Here is an 18173-nt window from a genome sequence, read left to right as displayed (position 1 = left end):
CCTGGTGCGCGATACTGGGATTGAACCAGTGACCTCTTCCGTGTCAGGGAAGCGCTCTCCCGCTGAGCTAATCGCGCGAGGTGGAGACGGGAATCGAACCCGTGTGCACGGCTTTGCAGGCCGTTGCCTCACCACTCGGCCACTCCACCATTAAAAGGTCGAGTCCAACCTCTCGAGCGGATGACGGGATTCGAACCCGCGACCCTCACCTTGGCAAGGTGATGCGCTACCAGCTGCGCTACATCCGCATTCGCACCGTTCGGCGTTTTGCTCTCCGTGGTGCGGTTCAGAACACTAGCCGACCACCGTCGAAACACACAAATCAGCAGGTCGTGGCGCGAAATGCGGTTCGAGGGGCTGCAGGGTTCCCTGTGGTGTCTGTGCCGGCATGCCGAATCGGTCGTGGTGGTCGACGACCATCGTCCGGGGCCGGTTGCGTGGTGGGGTGCAGGCTCTGTGAGGAACCCGGTGGGAAACAGCCGACGGGAGGAGGGGAAGGGAGTGTGCGGGGCCGTCGCTGCCGGGCCCGCTCCGGCCTGCCGCGATCCGACCCGTACAGGCCTTTCCCCTACACGTCCCCTGCGCGGCATCGCGCGTCCTCTACCGGCAGCGCGGTCCAGGGCCCCGCGAGCCCCTTCGCGTCCATTCACGACATCGGACGCGAAGCCCCTCTTCTTGCAGCGCGGTGTTCGGTCTTTCAGTGCGGTGTTTGTGCGTGCGGAGTAGCGTCCCGAGTGTGGCCGAACCGCAGTGACCTGCGGATTCGTGTTCGGAGCGAGAGAGTGTTAATGTTCCTTTCCGTTCGAGCCGCAGCGATGCGGCCCGGTCCCGTGGCTCAGTGGAAGAGCGTCCCGTTCACACCGGGAAGGTCGCTGGTTCGATCCCAGCCGGGACCACCCAATGTCGCATGGGCACCCCGTGCCAGCGACGATCCTCATTACTCCTCGCCGCATCCTCATCGGCCGGTATATCCGCGTGCAGGATCTTCTGATTCCCCCTCGCCAGCCGGTGCGGACGAGTTCCTTCGCATCGTCGGCTCGCCAGGTCAGGGCACCGTGATGACCGACTTCCCTCGAATGCTGCTCTTGCCGAGAGACGCGAGGGCTTCGGGCGTCTGGTCGAACGCGAAGGTGGCGCCGACGACGGGGCGGATGGAACCGGCGTCGACGAGATCGGCAATGAGACGCAGTTGCTCCCCGGACGCGTGCATGAACAAGAACTCGTAGGTCACGCCGAGCTTCCTGGCAAGGGAGCGGGTCGTGCGGCTGCGAGCGGCGATGACCAGGCGCACGATGGGGTTCGCGCCGATCTCTTTCGCGAAGGCCGGATCGGGGACTCCGTAGATTCCCATGGCCTTCCCGCCGGGCCTGAGCACCCGGAGGGACTCGAGCAGGTGTTCGCCGCCGAGGGAGTCCAGGACGAAGTCGTACCCGGAGAGCTCTTTGCCGAAGTCCTGGGTGTGGTAGTCGATGACCACGTCCGCACCGAGTTCGCGAACGAAGTCCGCATTCCGACCGGATACCGTGGTCGCCACCTGCGCCCCGAGGTGCTTGGCGAGCTGGATCGCGATACTCCCGACGCCGCCGGCACCGGCGTGGACGAGGACTTTCTGCCCGCCCGTCACTCGTCCCTTCTCCACGAGCGCTTGCCACGCCGTCAATGCCACCAAGGGCAGCGACGCCGCCTCCACGGGACCGATCGATGCGGGAGCGACGGCGAGATCAGCCTGATCGATCGCGATGCGCTCGGCGTACGTGCCGATGCGGTAGTCGCGCGGGCGTGAGTAAACCTTGTCCCCGGCTTCGAACCCCCGCACGTGTGCGCCCACGCTGACCACCGTCCCGGCCACATCGTGGCCGAGCGTGAGCGGGGGCTTGTAGTGCAGGATCGGCTTGAACTCGCCGTCGCGGATCTTGTCGTCCAGCTGGTTCACGCCCGCCGCACTCACGCTGACCAGGACGTCCCGAGTGCCCACGGCGGGTTCGGGGACGTCCGCTTCGTGGAGGGGTTGCTTGTACCTGTCGAATACGAACGCTCGCATGGTCTGTCCTCCTTGCCGGACGCTGCCGGTGTGTGAGTCGTGCAGGACGCCGCGTGCGGGGTCGGTGACGGCAGGGCGCGAACGGGCGCACGCCGGAATCGGGCCTGGCCCTCCCGACACCGTAACCAGGCGACACGGGGGGTTGATGGGTTTCCCGCAGGTCCGGGAGGACGCAGTGACGCGGCGTTGCAGACGCCGCCGCGCATGGGGATCGCCCTCAGGGCTGTCTCCCGGGAACAGTGATGAACGGCACCCACCGGAGGGTGCCCATTTTTCGGTTGTGTCATGTAACAGTTGGGCACTGTGCGACCGATGGTGCTGGAGGGTGCCCGGGTCGGCAGCGTCCCACTTTCGTGGCCATCGGTGTCCGCGCGAGCGATTGATGGCAGGATTGACCTCGTCCCAGGAGGGGGTGCGCCCTAGATGAGTGTTGCGGACAGCGAGTGGCCGGTTGTCGGGGCAACCGGCGCCAGGTTCGGTTCGGCAAGATCCCGGCAGCGCCGAAACAGCGCGGGTGCAGAGCTTGCGCAGCGCGGCCGGCCGTCGGGCGAAGTGGATCAAGGCAGTGTTTCCGGGCAAACCCGGGTGGTGGGCGGTACCCCTGAAAGGCGGGCAGCGATGTCCGGCACCGACAGGGGATCCGAGATCGATGTGGGAAACGAGGACATGGACCAGCCAGAGACGTCGTCGTTCGTGCGGCCGTTCGTGCGAATCGGGGGGCGCACCCGTGCGGAGGTAGAGCTACCGCTCGAAGCACTCGTGTCCGCGGTGCCCTCCGCGCAGGGAATCGAACGGGGATTCGCGCTCGAGGAACACCGGACCGTGCTGGCCCTGTGCGTGCAGCCACGCTCGATCATGGAGGTCGCGGCGCTGGCGGGCATTCCCTTGGGGGTCGCCCGAGTTCTGGTGGGCGATCTCGCCGCCACAGGAGAACTCACGGTGCATCGCACGGTCGATCAGGTGGGCCCGGGTGTCGATCTGCTCGAACGCGTACTCGTCGGCCTGCACGGGATCTGACGTTCGTCGCTCGGGGCGTCCGCGGCCGGTGACGCCCTGTGTTCGTCGGCAGAGTGAATGTCGATAGCATGTAGGGGTTGCCATCGCGCACGTCTACGCGCAGGCGACGCCCTTTTATCAGGCATCGAGCCGAGGAGTTCACCACAGTGACCACGCCCGCATCCGCGAAATCAGCCACGCTCGTCCGGGTGCCGGCTGGAACCAGTGCGGGCGCGGCCGTACGTGAGGCGGGACTGCCGCTCAAAGGACCGGACACGATCGTCGTCGTCCGGGACGCCGACGGTGCGCTACGAGACCTCGCGTGGGTGCCGGATCAGGATGTCGACGTCGAGGCCGTCGGTGCCGACACCGAGGACGGACGCAGCGTCATCCGGCACTCCGCCGCTCACGTGCTCGCACAGGCAGTGCAGCAGGAGTTCCCCGAGGCGAAGCTCGGCATCGGCCCGCCGATCAAGGACGGCTTCTACTACGACTTCAAGGTCGACCGGCCCTTCACGCCCGAAGATCTCGCCAAGCTCGAGAAGCGCATGAAGAAGATCGTCAAGGACGCGCAGCGCTTCTCGCGCCGGGTCGTCGCGGATATCGCCGACGCGCGTGCGGAACTCGCGGACGAGCCGTTCAAGCTCGAGCTCATCGACGACAAGTCCGGTATCGACGATCCCGAGATCATGGAGGTCGGCGGTAACGAGCTGACCATCTACGACAATCTCAACCCGCGTACCGGTGAACTCGTCTGGAAGGACCTCTGCCGCGGTCCGCACCTGCCGACCACCAAATACATTCCGGCCTTCAAGCTCACGCGCAGCTCCGCCGCGTACTGGCGCGGTGACCAGGACAACGCCGATCTGCAGCGCATCTACGGCACCGCGTGGGAGTCCACGGAAGCCCTCGACCGCCACCTCGAACTGCTCGCCGAGGCCGAACGTCGCGACCACCGCAAGCTCGGCGCCGAACTCGACCTGTTCTCGTTCCCGGACGAACTCGGCTCGGGTCTGCCCGTGTTCCACCCCAAGGGCGGCATCATCCGGCAGGAGATGGAGAACTACTCCCGCGAGCGGCACGTCGCCGCCGGGTACGACTTCGTCAACACGCCGCACATCACCAAGGGCCATCTCTACGAAATCTCCGGCCACCTCGACTGGTACCGCGACGGCATGTTCCCGGCCATGCACATCGACGAGGAACTCAACGACGACGGCACGGTCCGCAAGCCCGGCCAGGACTACTACCTCAAGCCGATGAACTGCCCGATGCACGACCTGATCTTCCGTTCCCGCGGCCGGTCGTACCGTGAGCTGCCGCTGCGGATGTTCGAGTTCGGCTCCGTGTACCGGTACGAGAAGTCGGGCGTCATCCACGGCCTGACCCGCGTGCGCGGAATGACGCAGGACGACGCGCACATCTTCTGCACGCCCGAGCAGATGCGCGACGAGCTCACCTCGGTGCTGAACTTCATCCTGGAACTGCTCCGGGACTACGGACTCGACGACTACTACCTCGAGTTGTCGACCAAGAACCCGAAGAAGTTCGTCGGCAGCGACGAACTGTGGGAGACCGCCACCGATACGCTGCGCGAGGTCGCCGAGGCCTCGGGTCTGCACCTCGTCCCCGATCCCGGCGGCGCCGCGTTCTACGGCCCGAAGATCTCGGTGCAGGTCACCGATGCGCTCGGTCGCAACTGGCAGATGTCCACGATTCAGCTCGACTTCAACCTGCCGGAGCGGTTCGAGCTGGAGTACACCGGATCGGACGGCGCCAAGCACCGTCCGGTGATGATCCACCGCGCGCTGTTCGGCTCGATCGAGCGGTTCTTCGGTGTGCTCACCGAGCACTACGCGGGGGCGTTCCCGGCGTGGCTCTCCCCGGTACAGGTCGTCGGTATCCCCGTCGCCGCCGACTTCGAGGACCACCTCTTCGACGTCGTCGCCGCACTGAAGGCCGAGGGCATCCGCGCCGAGGTCGACATCTCGGACGACCGGATGCAGAAGAAGATCCGCACCCACACCACTCAGAAGGTGCCGTTCATGCTGCTCGCCGGTGAGCGCGACGTCGCGGCCGGCGCGGTGAGCTTCCGGTTCCGTGACGGCACGCAGATCAACGGGGTGCCTGTCGACGAGGCCGTGCGGATCGTCGTCGACTGGGTGCGCCGCCGCGAGAACGCATCGCCCACCGCCGAACTGGTACAGCCGGCCGGGGCGGGCGGGCAGCCGTGACCGGCGGCCCCGTCGACGAGTCGGGTGCGTACACCGACCCTGCCGCTGCACCGGCAGGTGACCCCCGCCGAACCCCGGAACCGGCCGACACGGCCGACGGGCTCGTCGACCGGGGCGTAGGCGACCGCGACCACCTGCAGCGACTGTGGTCTCCGCACCGCATGTCGTACATCACCGAGTCGCCCGGTGCGCGCAGCGAACCGTACGAGCCGTTCACCGACATCCCCAAGATGCCGGACGAAGAGGGCCTCGTCGTCGCCCGCGGTGAATTCGTGTATGCGGTGCTCAACCTCTATCCGTACAACCCCGGCCACCTCATGGTCGTGCCGTACCGGCGGGTTGCGAATCTCGAGGACCTCACCGCCGAGGAGAGCGCCGAACTCATGGCGTTCGCCCAGCGCGCCCTCCAGGTGATCAAGAAGGTGTCGCGGCCGCACGGCTTCAACGTCGGTCTCAACCTCGGCGCGGCCGCGGGAGGCTCACTGTCCGAGCACCTGCACCTGCACGTGGTGCCCCGCTGGGGCGGAGATGCCAACTTCATCACGGTCCTCGGAGGCTCCAAGGTGATGGTGCAACTGCTGCGCGACACCCGGGCACTTCTGGCGTCGGCCTGGGACGAGTGAGAAACTCACGTCAAGTGCAGGTTCCTGCACCCGTCGGCGGTAGCGTCGACCGTGCGCTTCCCGGCCGTGGCAGGATCGTGTCCCGGGCACAACGGTCGAATCGGAAAACGGGGGTCGAACAATGCTGAGCTTCTTCGGGCGCGCGTCGGTGTCGAAGGCCACCGCGCCGCTCGGCAAGGCGTTGATCCGAACCGGACTGACGCCGGACGCCGTGACCGTCATCGGCACCGTCGCGACGATCGTTGCCGCCGCGACGCTGTTCCCCATCGGCGAGTTGTTCTGGGGAGCACTGGCGATCTGGATATTCGTCATGTTCGACATGCTCGACGGGGCGATGGCGCGAGCGCGCGGCGGCGGCACCCGGTTCGGCGCGGTCCTCGACGCGACCTGTGACCGGGTTGCCGACGGTGCGATCTTCGCCGGTCTGGCGTGGTGGGCGGTGTACCACGAGGACAGCCGCCCGCTCCTCGTCGCGACCCTGATCTGCCTGGTGTGCTCGCAGGTCATCTCCTACGCCAAGGCCAGGGCCGAGGCCAGCGGGCTCTCGGCGGACGGCGGCCTGATCGAACGTCCCGACCGCCTCGTCATCGTCCTCGTCGGCGCCGGCTTCACCGGTCTCGGTCTCGACTGGGCAATCCACATCGCCATGTGGCTGCTTGCCGCCGGTTCGGTCATCACGGTGTTCCAGCGGGTTCTCGCCGTGCGGAACTCGCCCAGCGCGCGGGAGTTGCTCCCGATCGCCACGGGTACCCCCGCGGACACGAACGACAAGAACGAGGGCGACCGGTGAGGCCCGCCGATCGCGCCGCGGACCTCGGGTACGCGGCGGGATGGCGCGTGGTGCGTGCACTTCCCGAAGGACTCGCCCGTCGTCTGTTCGACACCGGTGCGGACTACGCCGCGCGCCGGGGCGGGGGACCGCGGCAGTTGCGTCGCAATCTGGCCCGGGTGCTGGGCACGGCGCCGGACCAGGTTCCCGACGAACTCGTTCGGGCATCGTTGCGGTCCTATGCCCGCTACTGGCGTGAAGCGTTCCGGTTGCCGTCCATGGATCTGGACGAGACGGCGGTGTCGATCGACGACGCCATCGAAGGGCGCGAACATCTCGACGCGGCACTCGCGGCGGGACGCGGTGCGATCCTGGCTCTGCCGCACAGCGGTAACTGGGATCTCGCCGGGGTGTGGTGTGTGCGGCACACGGGAGGCTTGGCGACCGTCGCCGAGCGGTTGCGTCCGGAAGCGCTGTACAAGCGATTCGTCGAATACCGCGAAGGGCTGGGATTCGAAATCTTTCCTCTCACCGGTGGGGAGACCCCGCCGTTCGTCGAACTCGCCGAAAGGTTGCGGGAGAACAAGGTGGTCTGCCTGCTCGGCGAGCGTGACCTCGCCCGAAAGGGCGTCCCGGTCACCTTCTTCGGCGAGCCCACACGTATGCCCGCCGGACCTGCGAAGCTTGCCCTCGAGACGGGGGCGGCGCTGCTTCCGGTCCATTGCTGGTTCACCGACGACGGGTGGGGATTCCGCGTGCATCCCGAGATCGACGTGACCGGAGGCGTCGAGACGGCGACGCAGGCTCTCGCCGACCGGTTCGCCGCCGACATCGCCGCTCACCCGGCAGACTGGCACATGCTGCAGCCGTTGTGGCTCGACGACTTGTCCGAGGCTCGCCGCGCCCGAATGGAGGCGTAAGTGAAGATCGGAATGGTCTGCCCGTATTCGTTCGACGTGCCCGGCGGAGTCCAGGCTCACGTCGCGGACCTTGCCGAGGTGCTCATCGCGCGGGGCCACGACGTGAGCGTCCTGGCGCCGGCCTCGGAGGACACCGTGCTGCCCGACTTCGTGACCTCCGCCGGCCGCGCAGTGGGAATTCCGTACAACGGGTCGGTGGCACGGCTCAGCTTCGGACCCGTCTCCTACGCGCGGGTGCGGCGCTGGATCAACGACAACGACTTCGACGTCCTGCATATCCACGAGCCCAACGCACCGAGCCTGTCGATGCTGGCGCTCAAGATCGCGGAAGGTCCCATCGTCGCCACGTTCCACACCTCCACCACCAAGTCGCTGGTGCTGAGCACGTTCCAAGGTGTCCTGCAGCCGTACCTGGAGAAGATCACCGGCCGCATCGCCGTGTCCGAACTCGCTCGCCGGTGGCAGGTCAACTCCCTCGGCGCGGACGCGGTGGAGATTCCCAACGGCGTCGACGTCCCGTTCTTCCAGCACACCCCGCCGCTACCGGGTTACCCGCGGGCGGGTCGCACGGTGCTGTTCCTCGGAAGGTACGACGAACCCCGCAAGGGCATGGAAGTCCTGCTCGGAGCGTTGCCCACGATCGTCGCGCGCTATCCCGACATCGAAATCCTGGTCGTCGGTCGCGGTGACGAGGACAAACTTCGCAAGGATGCGGGACCACACGCCGGCCACCTGCGATTGCTCGGGCAGGTCGACGACGATATGAAGGCCGCCGCGATGCGTGGGGCGGACGTGTACTGCGCTCCGAACCTCGGTGGTGAGAGTTTCGGCATCGTCCTCGTGGAGGCGCTCGCTGCGGGCACCGCCGTGGTGGCGTCCGAACTCGATGCGTTCCGTCGTGTTCTGCGTGACGGCCGTGCCGGTGTCCTCGTTCCCGTGGGCGACTCGCAGGCGCTCGCCCAGGGGATCCTCGACGTGCTCGACGACGACACGCGCCGCGATGCGCTCGTGGAGGCGGGCACGGAGATCGTCGGCTGCTACGACTGGCCGGTCGTCGCCGAGCAGATCCTCCGGGTGTACGAGACGGTCACCGTCGGCGCCGGGCGCGTTCGCGAGGTGCGCTCGTGACACTCAGTGCACTGACAATCCTCGTTCTCGCGCTCGTCGCGGCAGTCGTTGTGGCCGTGGGGTTCTGGGCGTACTCCGTCGCGAACCGGCTCGACCGGCTCCATGTGCGCTCGGATCTGTCGTGGCTCGCGCTCGACGCCGCACTCGCACGACGCGCCGTGGTCGCGAGAAGCATCGCGGCGTCCATCTCCGCGTCGGAGGGCCGGAGCCTGGCACATCTCGCGGACGTCGCCGAACGCGCCGACCGAGGCCACCGCGAAGCCGCGGAGAACGAGTTGTCCGCGGCGCTCGCCAAGGTCGACACCGATCGGCTGCGTTCGCCGCTGGTCGCCGAACTCGCCGACGCCGAAGCGCGCGTGCTCATCGCTCGCCGTTTCCACAACGACGCGGTGCGCGACACGCTGGCGCTGCGGACCCGGCGAACCGTGCAGTGGCTGCATCTCGGCGGCACCGCCCCCCTGCCGACCTACTTCGAAATCGCCGAGCGGGCGGGGACATCCGTCCCGGTGTCCGCTCAGGCTGTGGCAGTGCGTCCGACACCGAGTCCGTCCACCCCGAGTTCCCCAACCCCGAGTTCGCCTGCGCCGGTACCCGACCGCGCGCGCACGTCGGCGCGCGTGGTGCTGCTCGACGACGAAGGGCGGGTGCTGCTCCTGCGCGGGCACGACCCCACGACCCCCGAGGCCCATTTCTGGTTCACGGTGGGTGGAGCCGTCGAACCGGGGGAGAGCCTGCTGGATGCGGCGATCCGGGAGATCGCCGAGGAAACGGGACTTCACGTCGATCCGGATCAGGTGTTCGGGCCCATGTGGCGGCGCGTGGCGGTCTTCCCGTTCAACGGTGAAGTACTGCATTCCGAGGAACTGTTCTTCGCCGTGCAGGTACCCGCGTTCGAACCCGGAGCGGACGGATTCACCGACCTCGAACGCCGGATGAGCCTCGAGCACCGCTGGTTCGATCCGGCCGGGGTCCGGGAGCTGGTCGGGGCGGGGGAGTCCGTCTATCCGCAGGATCTGCCGCAGTTGCTCGACGAGGCACGTGCGGTCGCGGCCCGGCATCGCGAACCCGAGGTCCGCGCAATTCGCTGACGCGGCAGGCAGACACGGCAAGGCCAGCCCACCGTGACTGGCTATGGGCGGTGCCGGTGCGCGTCCATAGACTCGCCGTATCGCGCAGGCCGGTTCGTGCTGCCGCGTTTTCCGTGTCGACCTCTTCCAGGAGTCCCGCTGTGAGCACCCCACAATCCACGTCCGTCACCGGCACCGCCCGCGTCAAGCGCGGCATGGCCGAGATGCTCAAGGGCGGGGTGATCATGGACGTGGTCACACCCGATCAGGCCAAGATCGCCGAGGACGCCGGCGCCGTCGCAGTCATGGCTCTCGAGCGGGTGCCTGCCGACATCCGGGCGCAGGGGGGTGTCTCCCGCATGAGCGACCCCGACATGATCGACGGCATCATCGACGCCGTCTCCATCCCGGTGATGGCGAAGGCCCGTATCGGTCATTTCGTGGAGGCGCAGATCCTGCAGTCCCTCGGCGTCGACTACATCGACGAGTCCGAGGTGCTCACCCCGGCCGACTACGAGCACCACATCGACAAGTTCGCGTTCACCGTGCCGTTCGTGTGTGGGGCCACCAACCTCGGTGAGGCGCTGCGACGGATCAACGAGGGCGCTGCCATGATCCGGTCGAAGGGCGAGGCCGGCACCGGTGACGTGTCCAACGCGACCACCCACATGCGACGGATCCGCCAGGACATCCGGCGACTGGGTTCGCTTCCCGAAGACGAACTCTTCGTAGCGGCAAAAGAACTTCAGGCACCCTACGACCTCGTCGTGGAGGTTGCGAAGGCCGGCAAGCTGCCGGTCACCTTGTTCACCGCCGGTGGCATCGCCACCCCTGCCGATGCGGCCATGATGATGCAACTCGGGGCTGAAGGTGTCTTCGTCGGTTCCGGCATCTTCAAGTCCGGAAATCCGGCGCAGCGTGCGGCCGCGATCGTCAAGGCCACCACGTTCCACGACGACCCCGATGTCCTGGCGAAGGTGTCCCGGGGCCTCGGTGAGGCCATGGTCGGAATCAACGTCGACGAGATCCCGGAACCCCACCGCCTGGCAGAGCGCGGCTGGTGAGCGTGGTCGATCTGTGACGACACAGAGGGGCGCACCCGGTGGTTTCCGGGTGCGCGGCGTGCGGTCGGACTATCTGGAGTAATCGCGCAGGGTGAACACGAACCCTATGGCGATGACGACGACAGCGAGAATGTAGACGACGATCCGGAGCCACACCGGTCCGTAGAAACTCACCGCGATCGCGGCCGCAAGTGCCGCGATGATCATCAGCACGCCGTAGAGCGGCGTGCGCTGAGGGTCTTCCCGGCGATGGTGCCCCGTGTCGGCCATGGGTGCATTCTGCTCGCTCGGCGAGCATGTTGGCAGCGGAACCGGTCGAACCGGCCCACATTGTCAGCCGGTCGACGGCAGCCGGCGGGGTGCGTGGATCGCGGTGACCGCGACGTCGTCCTGGACGCCGGACCCGAGAGCCCCGAGCAGTTGCCGCACCGCGGCGACGGCGTCCGTAGCGGTCGCGGGTGTCGTTGCCCTGGCGAACTCGATCAGCGACTCCTCGCCGTACCGGTCCTGAACGGTGTCCGCGATACGCGCCTCGGTCACCCCGTCGGTGTAGAGGAGCAGCGTGTCGCCGGGATCGAGCCGGACCTGCGCGGTGACGAAACGCGGGTCGGCGAGCAGCCCGATCGGCTGCCCTCCCACCATGGGCAGATAGTCGGCCGTGCCGTCCGCTCGCATCAGCACGGCCGGTGGGTGGCCACCCGTGGCAAGGGAGATCACGAAGCTTCCCGCGCGGGTGCCGGGGGTGATGGTGCCGAACACGATCGTGCAGAAAGGCGCCCGCGGCTCACCGTCGCGGGATTCGCGCGCCCGTTCCTCGAGGAACGCGGTGTTGAGTACGCCGAGTACCGCGACCGGGTCGGACTCGTGCACCGCCGCGGCGCGCAGCGTGTACCGGACCATCGACGTCGCCACCGCCGCGCGGGCACCCTTACCGCACACGTCACCGAGATACAGACCCCACGAATCGGTGCCGAGCGGGAACAGATCGTAGAAATCTCCGCCGACCTCGTCCGGGGACGCGATGTGATAGTGGGCGGCGACGTCGAGTCCGGGTACCTGGGGCAGGGCCGGCGGCAGGAGGGTGGTCTGCAGGACCGCGGTGATGCGCTGAAGTCGTTCGCGTTCCTTCTCGGCCTCGCGCCGCGCACGGAGCAGTTCGATCTCGTAGGCGCGTCGTTCCCTCGCGTCGAACAGCGTGGTCCGGACGAGGACGGGCCGTCCCGCTGCGTCCCTCTCGAGGTTCGAGGTCACCAGAACCGGAAGCCGCGACCCGTTCGCCGCCGTCAATTCCAATGCGATTCCGCCGATTTCGCCGTGAAGCAGGAGAAGTGGCGCGAAATGGGTCTCGTGGTAGATGCGTCCACCCACGGACAGCAGATCGGAGAAGTATCGCCGGCCCACGAGGTCCTCGCGCGGATAGCCGAGCCACGCCAGGAGCGTCGTGTTGATCTTCACGATGCGTCCGTCGGGGAGGGTCGTCATGTAGCCGCAGGGAGCATTCTCGTACAGGCTTTCCGCGCTTTCCTGGAGGCTTTGCCCGAGGGCTGCGCTCCCCGGTTCGTCGTCCGGGTGCGCGCCCGGCAGGTCGCGTCGCGCGGGCAGATCCTCGGGATGGGGCGGGGTCGTCATCCGATCCGTGACACGAACTCGGCGATGGCGGCGGCCGTCTCGGCCGGGGCACTGAGCTGTGGGCAGTGGCCTGTCGCATCCAGCGTCACGAGTTCGCTGCCGGGGATGGCCGCATGGACGAAAGCGCCCACTTCCGGCGGTGCGATGGCGTCGCGCGAGCATTGCGCGACGAGCGTGGGCACCGAAACCGCCGCAAGATCGTCGCGGTTGTCCGACAGGAAGGTCACGCGCGCGAAGACACGGGCGATGGCGGGGTCGGTGCGGCAGAACAGATCGGTCAGTTCGTCGCCGAGTACCGGACGCTCCGGGTTCCCCATGATGACCGGCGCCATCGCACCCGACCAGCCCAGATAGTTCGCTTCCAGTGCCTCGAGAAGCTCGTCGATGTCCTCGGCGCTGAACCCGCCCCGGTATCCGGTGGCCGGGTCGTCGATGAAGCACGGCGACGGCACGAGGAGAACCAGGCCGCTGAACGCGTCGGGGTCCTGTGCCGCGGCGAGAACCCCCATCATCGCGCTCACCGAATGACCTACGAAGACAACGGGTCCCAGCCCCAGATCGCGGCACACCTCGAGCACGTCCTCGGCGTAGCTGTCGAGAGTCGAGTACCGCGACGCGCTCCATACGGACAGGTCCGAGCGGCCGGCTCCGACATGGTCGAACCGCACCACGGTGAAGTCCTGTTCCAGGGTGGGAACCACGAGACGCCACAGACTCTGATCACAGCCGAAACCGTGTGCCAGCACGATCACCGGGGCGCCTCGGCGTCCGGTCACGGTGACGTGGTTCCTGCTCGGTGTCCGCACGTGGTTCCCCATGTCCACCCTCCCTTGCGTGAGAGAGTGCCACAAATCGGGCCCTTGCGGAGACTGCGTGCTCGTCGACCTGCGGAGGAGCAACTGCGTGTTCGTTCCGGCCTGCCGCTAGCCTTCAACGGGTACGGAGCAGAGAAGGGGCCCCTATGGCGAAGATCGAAGACATCCTGGCGCTGGAACGGATCGAGAACAACATCTTCCGAGGTATCGCGACCGAGACGTTGCTGCAGCGGACATTCGGCGGTCAGGTGGCCGGGCAGTCCCTCGTGTCCGCGGTGCGCACCGTCGATCCGGACTTCGGTGTGCACTCGCTGCACGGCTACTTCCTGCGTCCGGGGAATCCGGACAAAAGCATCGTGTACCAGGTCGAACGGATGCGGGACGGACGCTCGTTCGCCACCCGGCGGGTCACGGCCGTACAGGACGGCAAGGCGATCTTCACGATGTCGGCGTCGTTCCACATCGAGGACCACGGCATCGAGCATCAGGACGTGATGCCCGCGGTGCCGATGCCTGACGAGCTGACCGACGCCATGGACTCACCCGACCCCGAATACCGGTGGGTGAACCGGGAGTGGTCGGAATGGGAGTTCCGGTTCGTACCGCAGGATCGCATCGTGCGACGCGACGGCTCGGCCTCCCAGCAGCAGTTGTGGTTCCGGTCGCGCCTGCCGCTGCCGGACGACCCGGTTCTCCACGTGTGCACGCTCGCTTATATGAGCGACATGACGCTGCTCGGTTCGTCGATGGTCATCCACCGCGACGAGGACATCCAGGGCGCCTCGCTCGACCACGCCATGTGGTTCATGCGCCCGTTCCGCGCCGACGACTGGCTGCTCTACGATCAGACCTCTCCGGCCGCGGGATTCGGGCGCGCACTGACCCAGGGCAGAATCTTCGACAGCCGTGGACAATTCGTCGCTGCCGTCGTGCAGGAGGGCCTCAGCCGCACGCCGCGGCCGTAGGTGGCTTCCCCCGGGAGAAGGTACGAATACATGACCACGACGCCGACCATCGGGGTGCTCGCACTGCAAGGCGACGTGCGGGAGCATCGCGCAGCACTCGAGGCCGCCGGTGCCCGCACGATCGCTCTTCGCCGCGCCGGTGAACTCGACGCTGTCGACGGGATAGTGATCCCGGGTGGGGAGTCCACCACGATGAGCCGGTTGCTGCGCGTGTTCGATCTGCTCGACCCGGTGCGATCCCGGCTCGGGGAGGGGATGCCCGCATACGGTTCGTGTGCCGGGATGATCCTGCTCGCCTCCGAGGTTCTCGACACGCGACCGGACGCCGAGCACCTCGACGCGCTCGACATCACCGTGCGCCGCAATGCGTTCGGTCGGCAGGTCGATTCGTTCGAGGAGGACCTCGATGTGAGGGGCGTCGAGGGTGGTCCGGTCCGGGCGGTGTTCATCCGGGCCCCGTGGGTCGAGAGGACAGGACCGGACGTCGAAGTCCTCGCCACGGTGCCCACCGGACCTGCTGCGGGCCGCGTCGTCGCGGTGAGGCAGGGCGCGGTGTTCGCGACCTCGTTCCACCCCGAGGTGGGCGGTGATCTGCGAGTGCACCGGCTCTTCGTCGATGCGGTGCGCGTACACGCGTGATCCGGCAGGTAGAATCGGCTCTCCGAACAGTCGGTAGTGATCCGACGTACCTCGCCGGAAGGGGCTCCAAGCGAATGAGCGGCCACTCCAAATGGGCCACCACCAAGCACAAGAAGGCGGTCATCGACGCCAAGCGCGGGAAGATGTTCGCGAAACTCATCAAGAACATCGAGGTGGCAGCCCGGACGGGTGGTGGTGACCCCGCCGGAAACCCGACGCTGTTCGACGCCATCCAGAAGGCGAAGAAGAGCTCGGTCCCGAACGACAACATCGAGCGGGCCCGTAAGCGCGGCGGCGGCGAAGAAGCCGGTGGCGCCGACTGGCAGACCATCATGTACGAGGGCTACGGCCCCAACGGTGTCGCGGTGCTCATCGAGTGTCTGACCGACAACCGCAACCGCGCAGCGGGCGAGGTCCGCACCGCCATGACCCGCAACGGCGGGAACATGGCCGATCCCGGTTCGGTGGCCTACCTGTTCACCCGCAAGGGCGTCGTCGTGCTCGACAAGGGCGAGCGCTCGGAGGACGAGATCCTCGAGGTCGTGCTCGAAGCAGGCGCCGAGGAGATCAACGACCTGGGTGACCAGTTCGAGGTGGTCTCCGAAGCCGGCGATCTCATCGCGGTACGCACCGCGCTGGTGGACGCGGGTATCGACTACGACTCGGCCGATCCCGATTTCCGGGCGTCCGTCGAGGTCCCCGTCGATGCGGAAGGCGCGCGCAAGGTCTTCAAGCTCGTCGACGCGCTGGAAGACTGCGACGACGTGCAGAACGTGTACACCAACGTCGATGTCTCCGACGAGGTCCTCGCCGAACTCGAAGACTGACCCCCCGGCGTCCGCCGGCCGATCGCGTGTCGGACCGGCGGGCGGCGGACCCGTTCCGATAGGCTATCGAACAATTGTTCGTAGTGCGTAAGGGGTATGACGGGTGCGTGTGATGGGTGTCGACCCGGGGCTGACGCGATGCGGCTTCGGGATCGTGGACGCCGGCCGGGGGCGGGAGGTCACCGCCGTGGCCGTCGACGTCGTCCGGACGCCCACCGATCTCGACCTTGCGACACGACTGCTGCAGATCTCCGATGCGGCAGAGACCTGGCTCGACCGGTACCGGCCCGAGGTCGTCGCGGTCGAACGAGTTTTCTCGCAGAACAACGTCCGTACCGCGATGGGAACGGCGCAGGCCGGGGGAGTGGTCGCACTGTCCGCCGCGCGACGCGGCATACCCGTCATGTTCCACACTCCCAGCCAGGTGAAGTCGGCGGTGACCGGCAACGGTGGAGCAGACAAGAAGCAGGTGACCGCGATGGTCACCCGCATCCTCGGGCTGGCGCAGGCACCGAAACCCGCCGACGCCGCGGATGCTCTCGCCCTGGCGATCTGCCATTGCTGGCGGGCGCCGATGATGGCCCGCATGGCCGCGGCGGAAGCCGCTGCGGCAGAACAGAAACGACGTTACGAGGCACGGTTGCGGGAGCAGGCCGCAGCCCGGAAGGCAGGAACACGGTGATCTCCTCCGTCCGCGGCGAGGTCCTCGAGATCGCACTCGACCACGTCGTCATCGAATCGGCGGGGCTGGGCTACCGCGTCAACGCGACCCCGGCAACCCTGGCGACCATGCGACGCGGCGAGCACGCGCGGCTCATGACGGCGATGATCGTGCGCGAGGACTCGATGACCCTGTTCGGGTTCGCCGATCCCGATGCCCGCGATCTGTTCGGGCTCCTGTTGACCGTCTCCGGCGTCGGACCCCGGCTCGCGATGGCGACGCTCGCCGTCCTCGAACCGGACGCGTTGCGGGCGGCGCTGTCGGACGGCAACACCGCCGCCCTCACCCGGGTTCCGGGAATCGGCAAGCGTGGCGCCGAACGGATGATCGTGGAACTGCGCGACAAGGTCGCCGCGTTCGGCGGCAACGGCGCGGCTCCACTGTCGGCCGTGCCCGCATCGCCGGTGCGCGAGCAGGTCGTCGAGGCGCTCGTCGGTCTGGGTTTCCCGCTCAAACAGGCGGAGCAGTCCACCGACACGGTGCTGGCCGATGGCCCGGACGCCGACACGTCCGCCGCGCTGCGGGCGGCGCTGTCGTTGCTGGGTAAGTCCCGGTGACCGGCGACGATCTGCCCGACGAGGGCGGTTCGTACGACGATCCGCACGACTCTCCGGTGACGGCCGCGTTCACCGCGACCGACGGTGACATCGAAACGAGCTTGCGTCCGAAGAGTCTCGACGACTTCATCGGGCAGCCCAGAGTGCGCGAGCAACTCCAGCTGGTGTTGCGCGGTGCGACCATGCGCGGCGGCACACCCGACCACATCCTTCTCTCCGGCCCTCCCGGGCTGGGCAAGACGTCCATGGCGATGATCATCGCCGCCGAGTTGGGAGCGTCGCTGCGCCTGACGTCCGGTCCGGCGCTCGAGCGTGCGGGCGACCTCGCGGCGATGCTGTCGAACCTCGTCGAGGGCGACGTCCTGTTCATCGACGAGATCCACCGGATCGCGCGCCCGGCCGAGGAGATGCTCTACCTCGCCATGGAGGATTTCCGGGTCGACGTGGTGGTGGGGAAGGGGCCGGGAGCTACTTCCATACCCCTGGAGGTCGCGCCGTTCACGCTCGTCGGTGCCACCACCCGCTCCGGTGCTCTCACCGGTCCGTTGCGCGACCGGTTCGGGTTCACCGCCCACATGGATTTCTACGAACCCGCGGAGTTGCAGCTCATCCTGCGGCGTTCGGCGACGATTCTGGGTATCGACCTGCACGACGACGCGAGCGCCGAGATCGCCGGACGCTCGCGCGGCACACCTCGCATCGCCAACCGGTTGCTGCGCCGGGTGCGCGACTACGCCGAAGTCCGGGCAGACGGTGTCGTGACACGCGACATCGCCCGCGCGGCGCTCGAGGTGTACGACGTCGATCCGATCGGCCTCGATCGCCTCGACCGCGCGGTGCTCGGCGCTCTGGTGCGCAGCTTCGGTGGTGGGCCGGTCGGCGTGTCGACATTGGCGGTGGCGGTCGGCGAGGAGCCGGGAACCGTCGAGGAGGTCTGCGAGCCGTTCCTCGTGCGTGCCGGAATGATCGCCCGCACGCCACGTGGTCGCGTCGCGACGCAGGCGGCCTGGCTGCAGCTCGGACTGACTCCGCCCCCGGAGGCAGCCACCGGTGGCATCGAGGTGCGCGCACGGGAACCGCAGCTCGATCGATCCGGTGAGGGCCCGGGACCACCCGGGGTCTAGCGCCCCGTGCGCGTGGTCGTAGGGTCTGCGGCGAGGTAATGGCACACTGGTTTA

At 67.6% G+C, this 18173-nt stretch carries 18 protein-coding genes and 4 tRNA genes; 15 read left to right on the top strand and 7 right to left on the bottom strand.

Features of this window, described 5'->3' with window-relative positions:
• Positions 1-2: 2 nt before the first annotated feature.
• The 3 genes from HF886_RS10025 to HF886_RS10015 all read right to left on the bottom strand — a co-directional run bounded on the left by HF886_RS10025 (position 3) and on the right by HF886_RS10015 (position 248).
• Positions 3-77, bottom strand: a tRNA-Val gene (locus HF886_RS10025).
• Between the two features lies 1 nt (position 78).
• Positions 79-149 (bottom strand) — tRNA-Cys (locus HF886_RS10020).
• Between the two features lie 26 nt (positions 150-175).
• A tRNA-Gly gene (locus HF886_RS10015) sits at positions 176-248 on the bottom strand.
• Positions 249-824: 576 nt separating this feature from the next.
• On the opposite strand from HF886_RS10015, the gene HF886_RS10010 reads away from it, so the two are divergent.
• A tRNA-Val gene (locus tag HF886_RS10010) sits at positions 825-896 on the top strand.
• 149 nt (positions 897-1045) lie between these two features.
• Here HF886_RS10010 and HF886_RS10005 read toward each other — a convergent pair.
• A complete protein-coding gene (locus HF886_RS10005; RefSeq protein WP_169652199.1) occupies positions 1046-2041 on the bottom strand; it encodes an NADP-dependent oxidoreductase in 996 nt (331 codons plus the stop codon).
• A gap of 618 nt (positions 2042-2659) precedes the next feature.
• Between HF886_RS10005 and HF886_RS10000 the strand changes: the two genes are divergently transcribed.
• The 8 genes from HF886_RS10000 to pdxS all read left to right on the top strand — a co-directional run bounded on the left by HF886_RS10000 (position 2660) and on the right by pdxS (position 10842).
• Positions 2660-3058: a DUF742 domain-containing protein gene (locus HF886_RS10000; protein WP_240952431.1), complete on the top strand. Its 399-nt coding sequence runs from the start codon at positions 2660-2662 to the stop codon at positions 3056-3058.
• A 146-nt stretch (positions 3059-3204) separates the two neighbouring features.
• Complete coding sequence (thrS, locus tag HF886_RS09995; protein ID WP_169621732.1) at positions 3205-5271, top strand: threonine--tRNA ligase; 2067 nt, start codon at positions 3205-3207, stop codon at positions 5269-5271.
• A 134-nt stretch (positions 5272-5405) separates the two neighbouring features.
• Positions 5406-5894, top strand: a complete 489-nt coding sequence (locus HF886_RS09990; RefSeq protein ID WP_169621965.1) for an HIT domain-containing protein — start codon at positions 5406-5408, stop codon at positions 5892-5894.
• A gap of 121 nt (positions 5895-6015) precedes the next feature.
• Positions 6016-6684: a phosphatidylinositol phosphate synthase gene (gene pgsA, locus HF886_RS09985; RefSeq protein WP_169652198.1), complete on the top strand. Its 669-nt coding sequence runs from the start codon at positions 6016-6018 to the stop codon at positions 6682-6684.
• Positions 6681-7583: a phosphatidylinositol mannoside acyltransferase gene (locus tag HF886_RS09980; RefSeq protein ID WP_169652197.1), complete on the top strand. Its 903-nt coding sequence runs from the start codon at positions 6681-6683 to the stop codon at positions 7581-7583. Before pgsA ends, HF886_RS09980 begins: the two co-directional genes overlap by 4 nt.
• Positions 7584-8711, top strand: coding sequence for a glycosyltransferase family 4 protein (locus HF886_RS09975; protein WP_169652196.1), 1128 nt, complete (start codon positions 7584-7586; stop codon positions 8709-8711).
• Positions 8708-9799 carry an NUDIX domain-containing protein gene (locus HF886_RS09970; RefSeq protein ID WP_169652195.1) on the top strand — a complete coding sequence of 364 codons (1092 nt, stop codon included), beginning with the start codon at positions 8708-8710 and terminating at the stop codon, positions 9797-9799. The genes HF886_RS09975 and HF886_RS09970 overlap by 4 nt, the downstream gene beginning before the upstream one ends.
• A 140-nt stretch (positions 9800-9939) precedes the next feature.
• Positions 9940-10842: a pyridoxal 5'-phosphate synthase lyase subunit PdxS gene (gene pdxS / locus HF886_RS09965; RefSeq protein ID WP_169621737.1), complete on the top strand. Its 903-nt coding sequence runs from the start codon at positions 9940-9942 to the stop codon at positions 10840-10842.
• Between the two features lie 69 nt (positions 10843-10911).
• On the opposite strand, the gene HF886_RS09960 is transcribed toward pdxS, so the two are convergent.
• The 3 genes from HF886_RS09960 to HF886_RS09950 all read right to left on the bottom strand — a co-directional run bounded on the left by HF886_RS09960 (position 10912) and on the right by HF886_RS09950 (position 13277).
• Entirely contained in the window at positions 10912-11112 is a 201-nt protein-coding gene (locus HF886_RS09960) for a hypothetical protein (RefSeq protein ID WP_169621738.1), read from the bottom strand.
• Positions 11113-11175: 63 nt separating this feature from the next.
• A complete protein-coding gene (locus HF886_RS09955) occupies positions 11176-12471 on the bottom strand; it encodes a SpoIIE family protein phosphatase (RefSeq protein ID WP_169652194.1) in 1296 nt (431 codons plus the stop codon).
• The gene (locus HF886_RS09950; protein WP_346765343.1) at positions 12468-13277 is read right to left on the bottom strand and encodes an alpha/beta hydrolase; all 810 of its coding nucleotides are present in this window, start codon (positions 13275-13277) and stop codon (positions 12468-12470) included. The genes HF886_RS09955 and HF886_RS09950 overlap by 4 nt, the downstream gene beginning before the upstream one ends.
• Positions 13278-13432: 155 nt before the next feature.
• On the opposite strand from HF886_RS09950, the gene HF886_RS09945 reads away from it, so the two are divergent.
• The 6 genes from HF886_RS09945 (at position 13433) to ruvB (ending at position 18119) form a co-directional block, all read left to right on the top strand.
• Positions 13433-14251, top strand: coding sequence for an acyl-CoA thioesterase II (locus HF886_RS09945; protein WP_169652192.1), 819 nt, complete (start codon positions 13433-13435; stop codon positions 14249-14251).
• A 30-nt stretch (positions 14252-14281) separates the two neighbouring features.
• On the top strand, positions 14282-14890 hold the full coding sequence (pdxT, locus tag HF886_RS09940) for a pyridoxal 5'-phosphate synthase glutaminase subunit PdxT (RefSeq protein WP_169621742.1): 609 nt from the start codon (positions 14282-14284) through the stop codon (positions 14888-14890).
• Between the two features lie 74 nt (positions 14891-14964).
• On the top strand, positions 14965-15717 hold the full coding sequence (locus HF886_RS09935) for a YebC/PmpR family DNA-binding transcriptional regulator (RefSeq protein WP_169621743.1): 753 nt from the start codon (positions 14965-14967) through the stop codon (positions 15715-15717).
• Positions 15718-15820: 103 nt separating this feature from the next.
• Positions 15821-16399, top strand: a complete 579-nt coding sequence (gene ruvC / locus HF886_RS09930) for a crossover junction endodeoxyribonuclease RuvC (protein WP_169621744.1) — start codon at positions 15821-15823, stop codon at positions 16397-16399.
• The gene (ruvA, locus tag HF886_RS09925; protein WP_169652191.1) at positions 16396-16995 is read left to right on the top strand and encodes a Holliday junction branch migration protein RuvA; all 600 of its coding nucleotides are present in this window, start codon (positions 16396-16398) and stop codon (positions 16993-16995) included. Before ruvC ends, ruvA begins: the two co-directional genes overlap by 4 nt.
• 11 nt (positions 16996-17006) lie before the next feature.
• Positions 17007-18119, top strand: coding sequence for a Holliday junction branch migration DNA helicase RuvB (gene ruvB / locus HF886_RS09920; protein ID WP_169621966.1), 1113 nt, complete (start codon positions 17007-17009; stop codon positions 18117-18119).
• The last annotated feature ends 54 nt before the right edge of the window (positions 18120-18173 follow it).

This window comes from Rhodococcus sp. 105337, from assembly GCF_012844225.1.
In the GTDB taxonomy this organism is placed as follows: domain Bacteria; phylum Actinomycetota; class Actinomycetes; order Mycobacteriales; family Mycobacteriaceae; genus Rhodococcus.
Note: the sequence above shows the minus strand (reverse complement) of the source record. Positions and strands in the feature narration are given on the sequence as shown.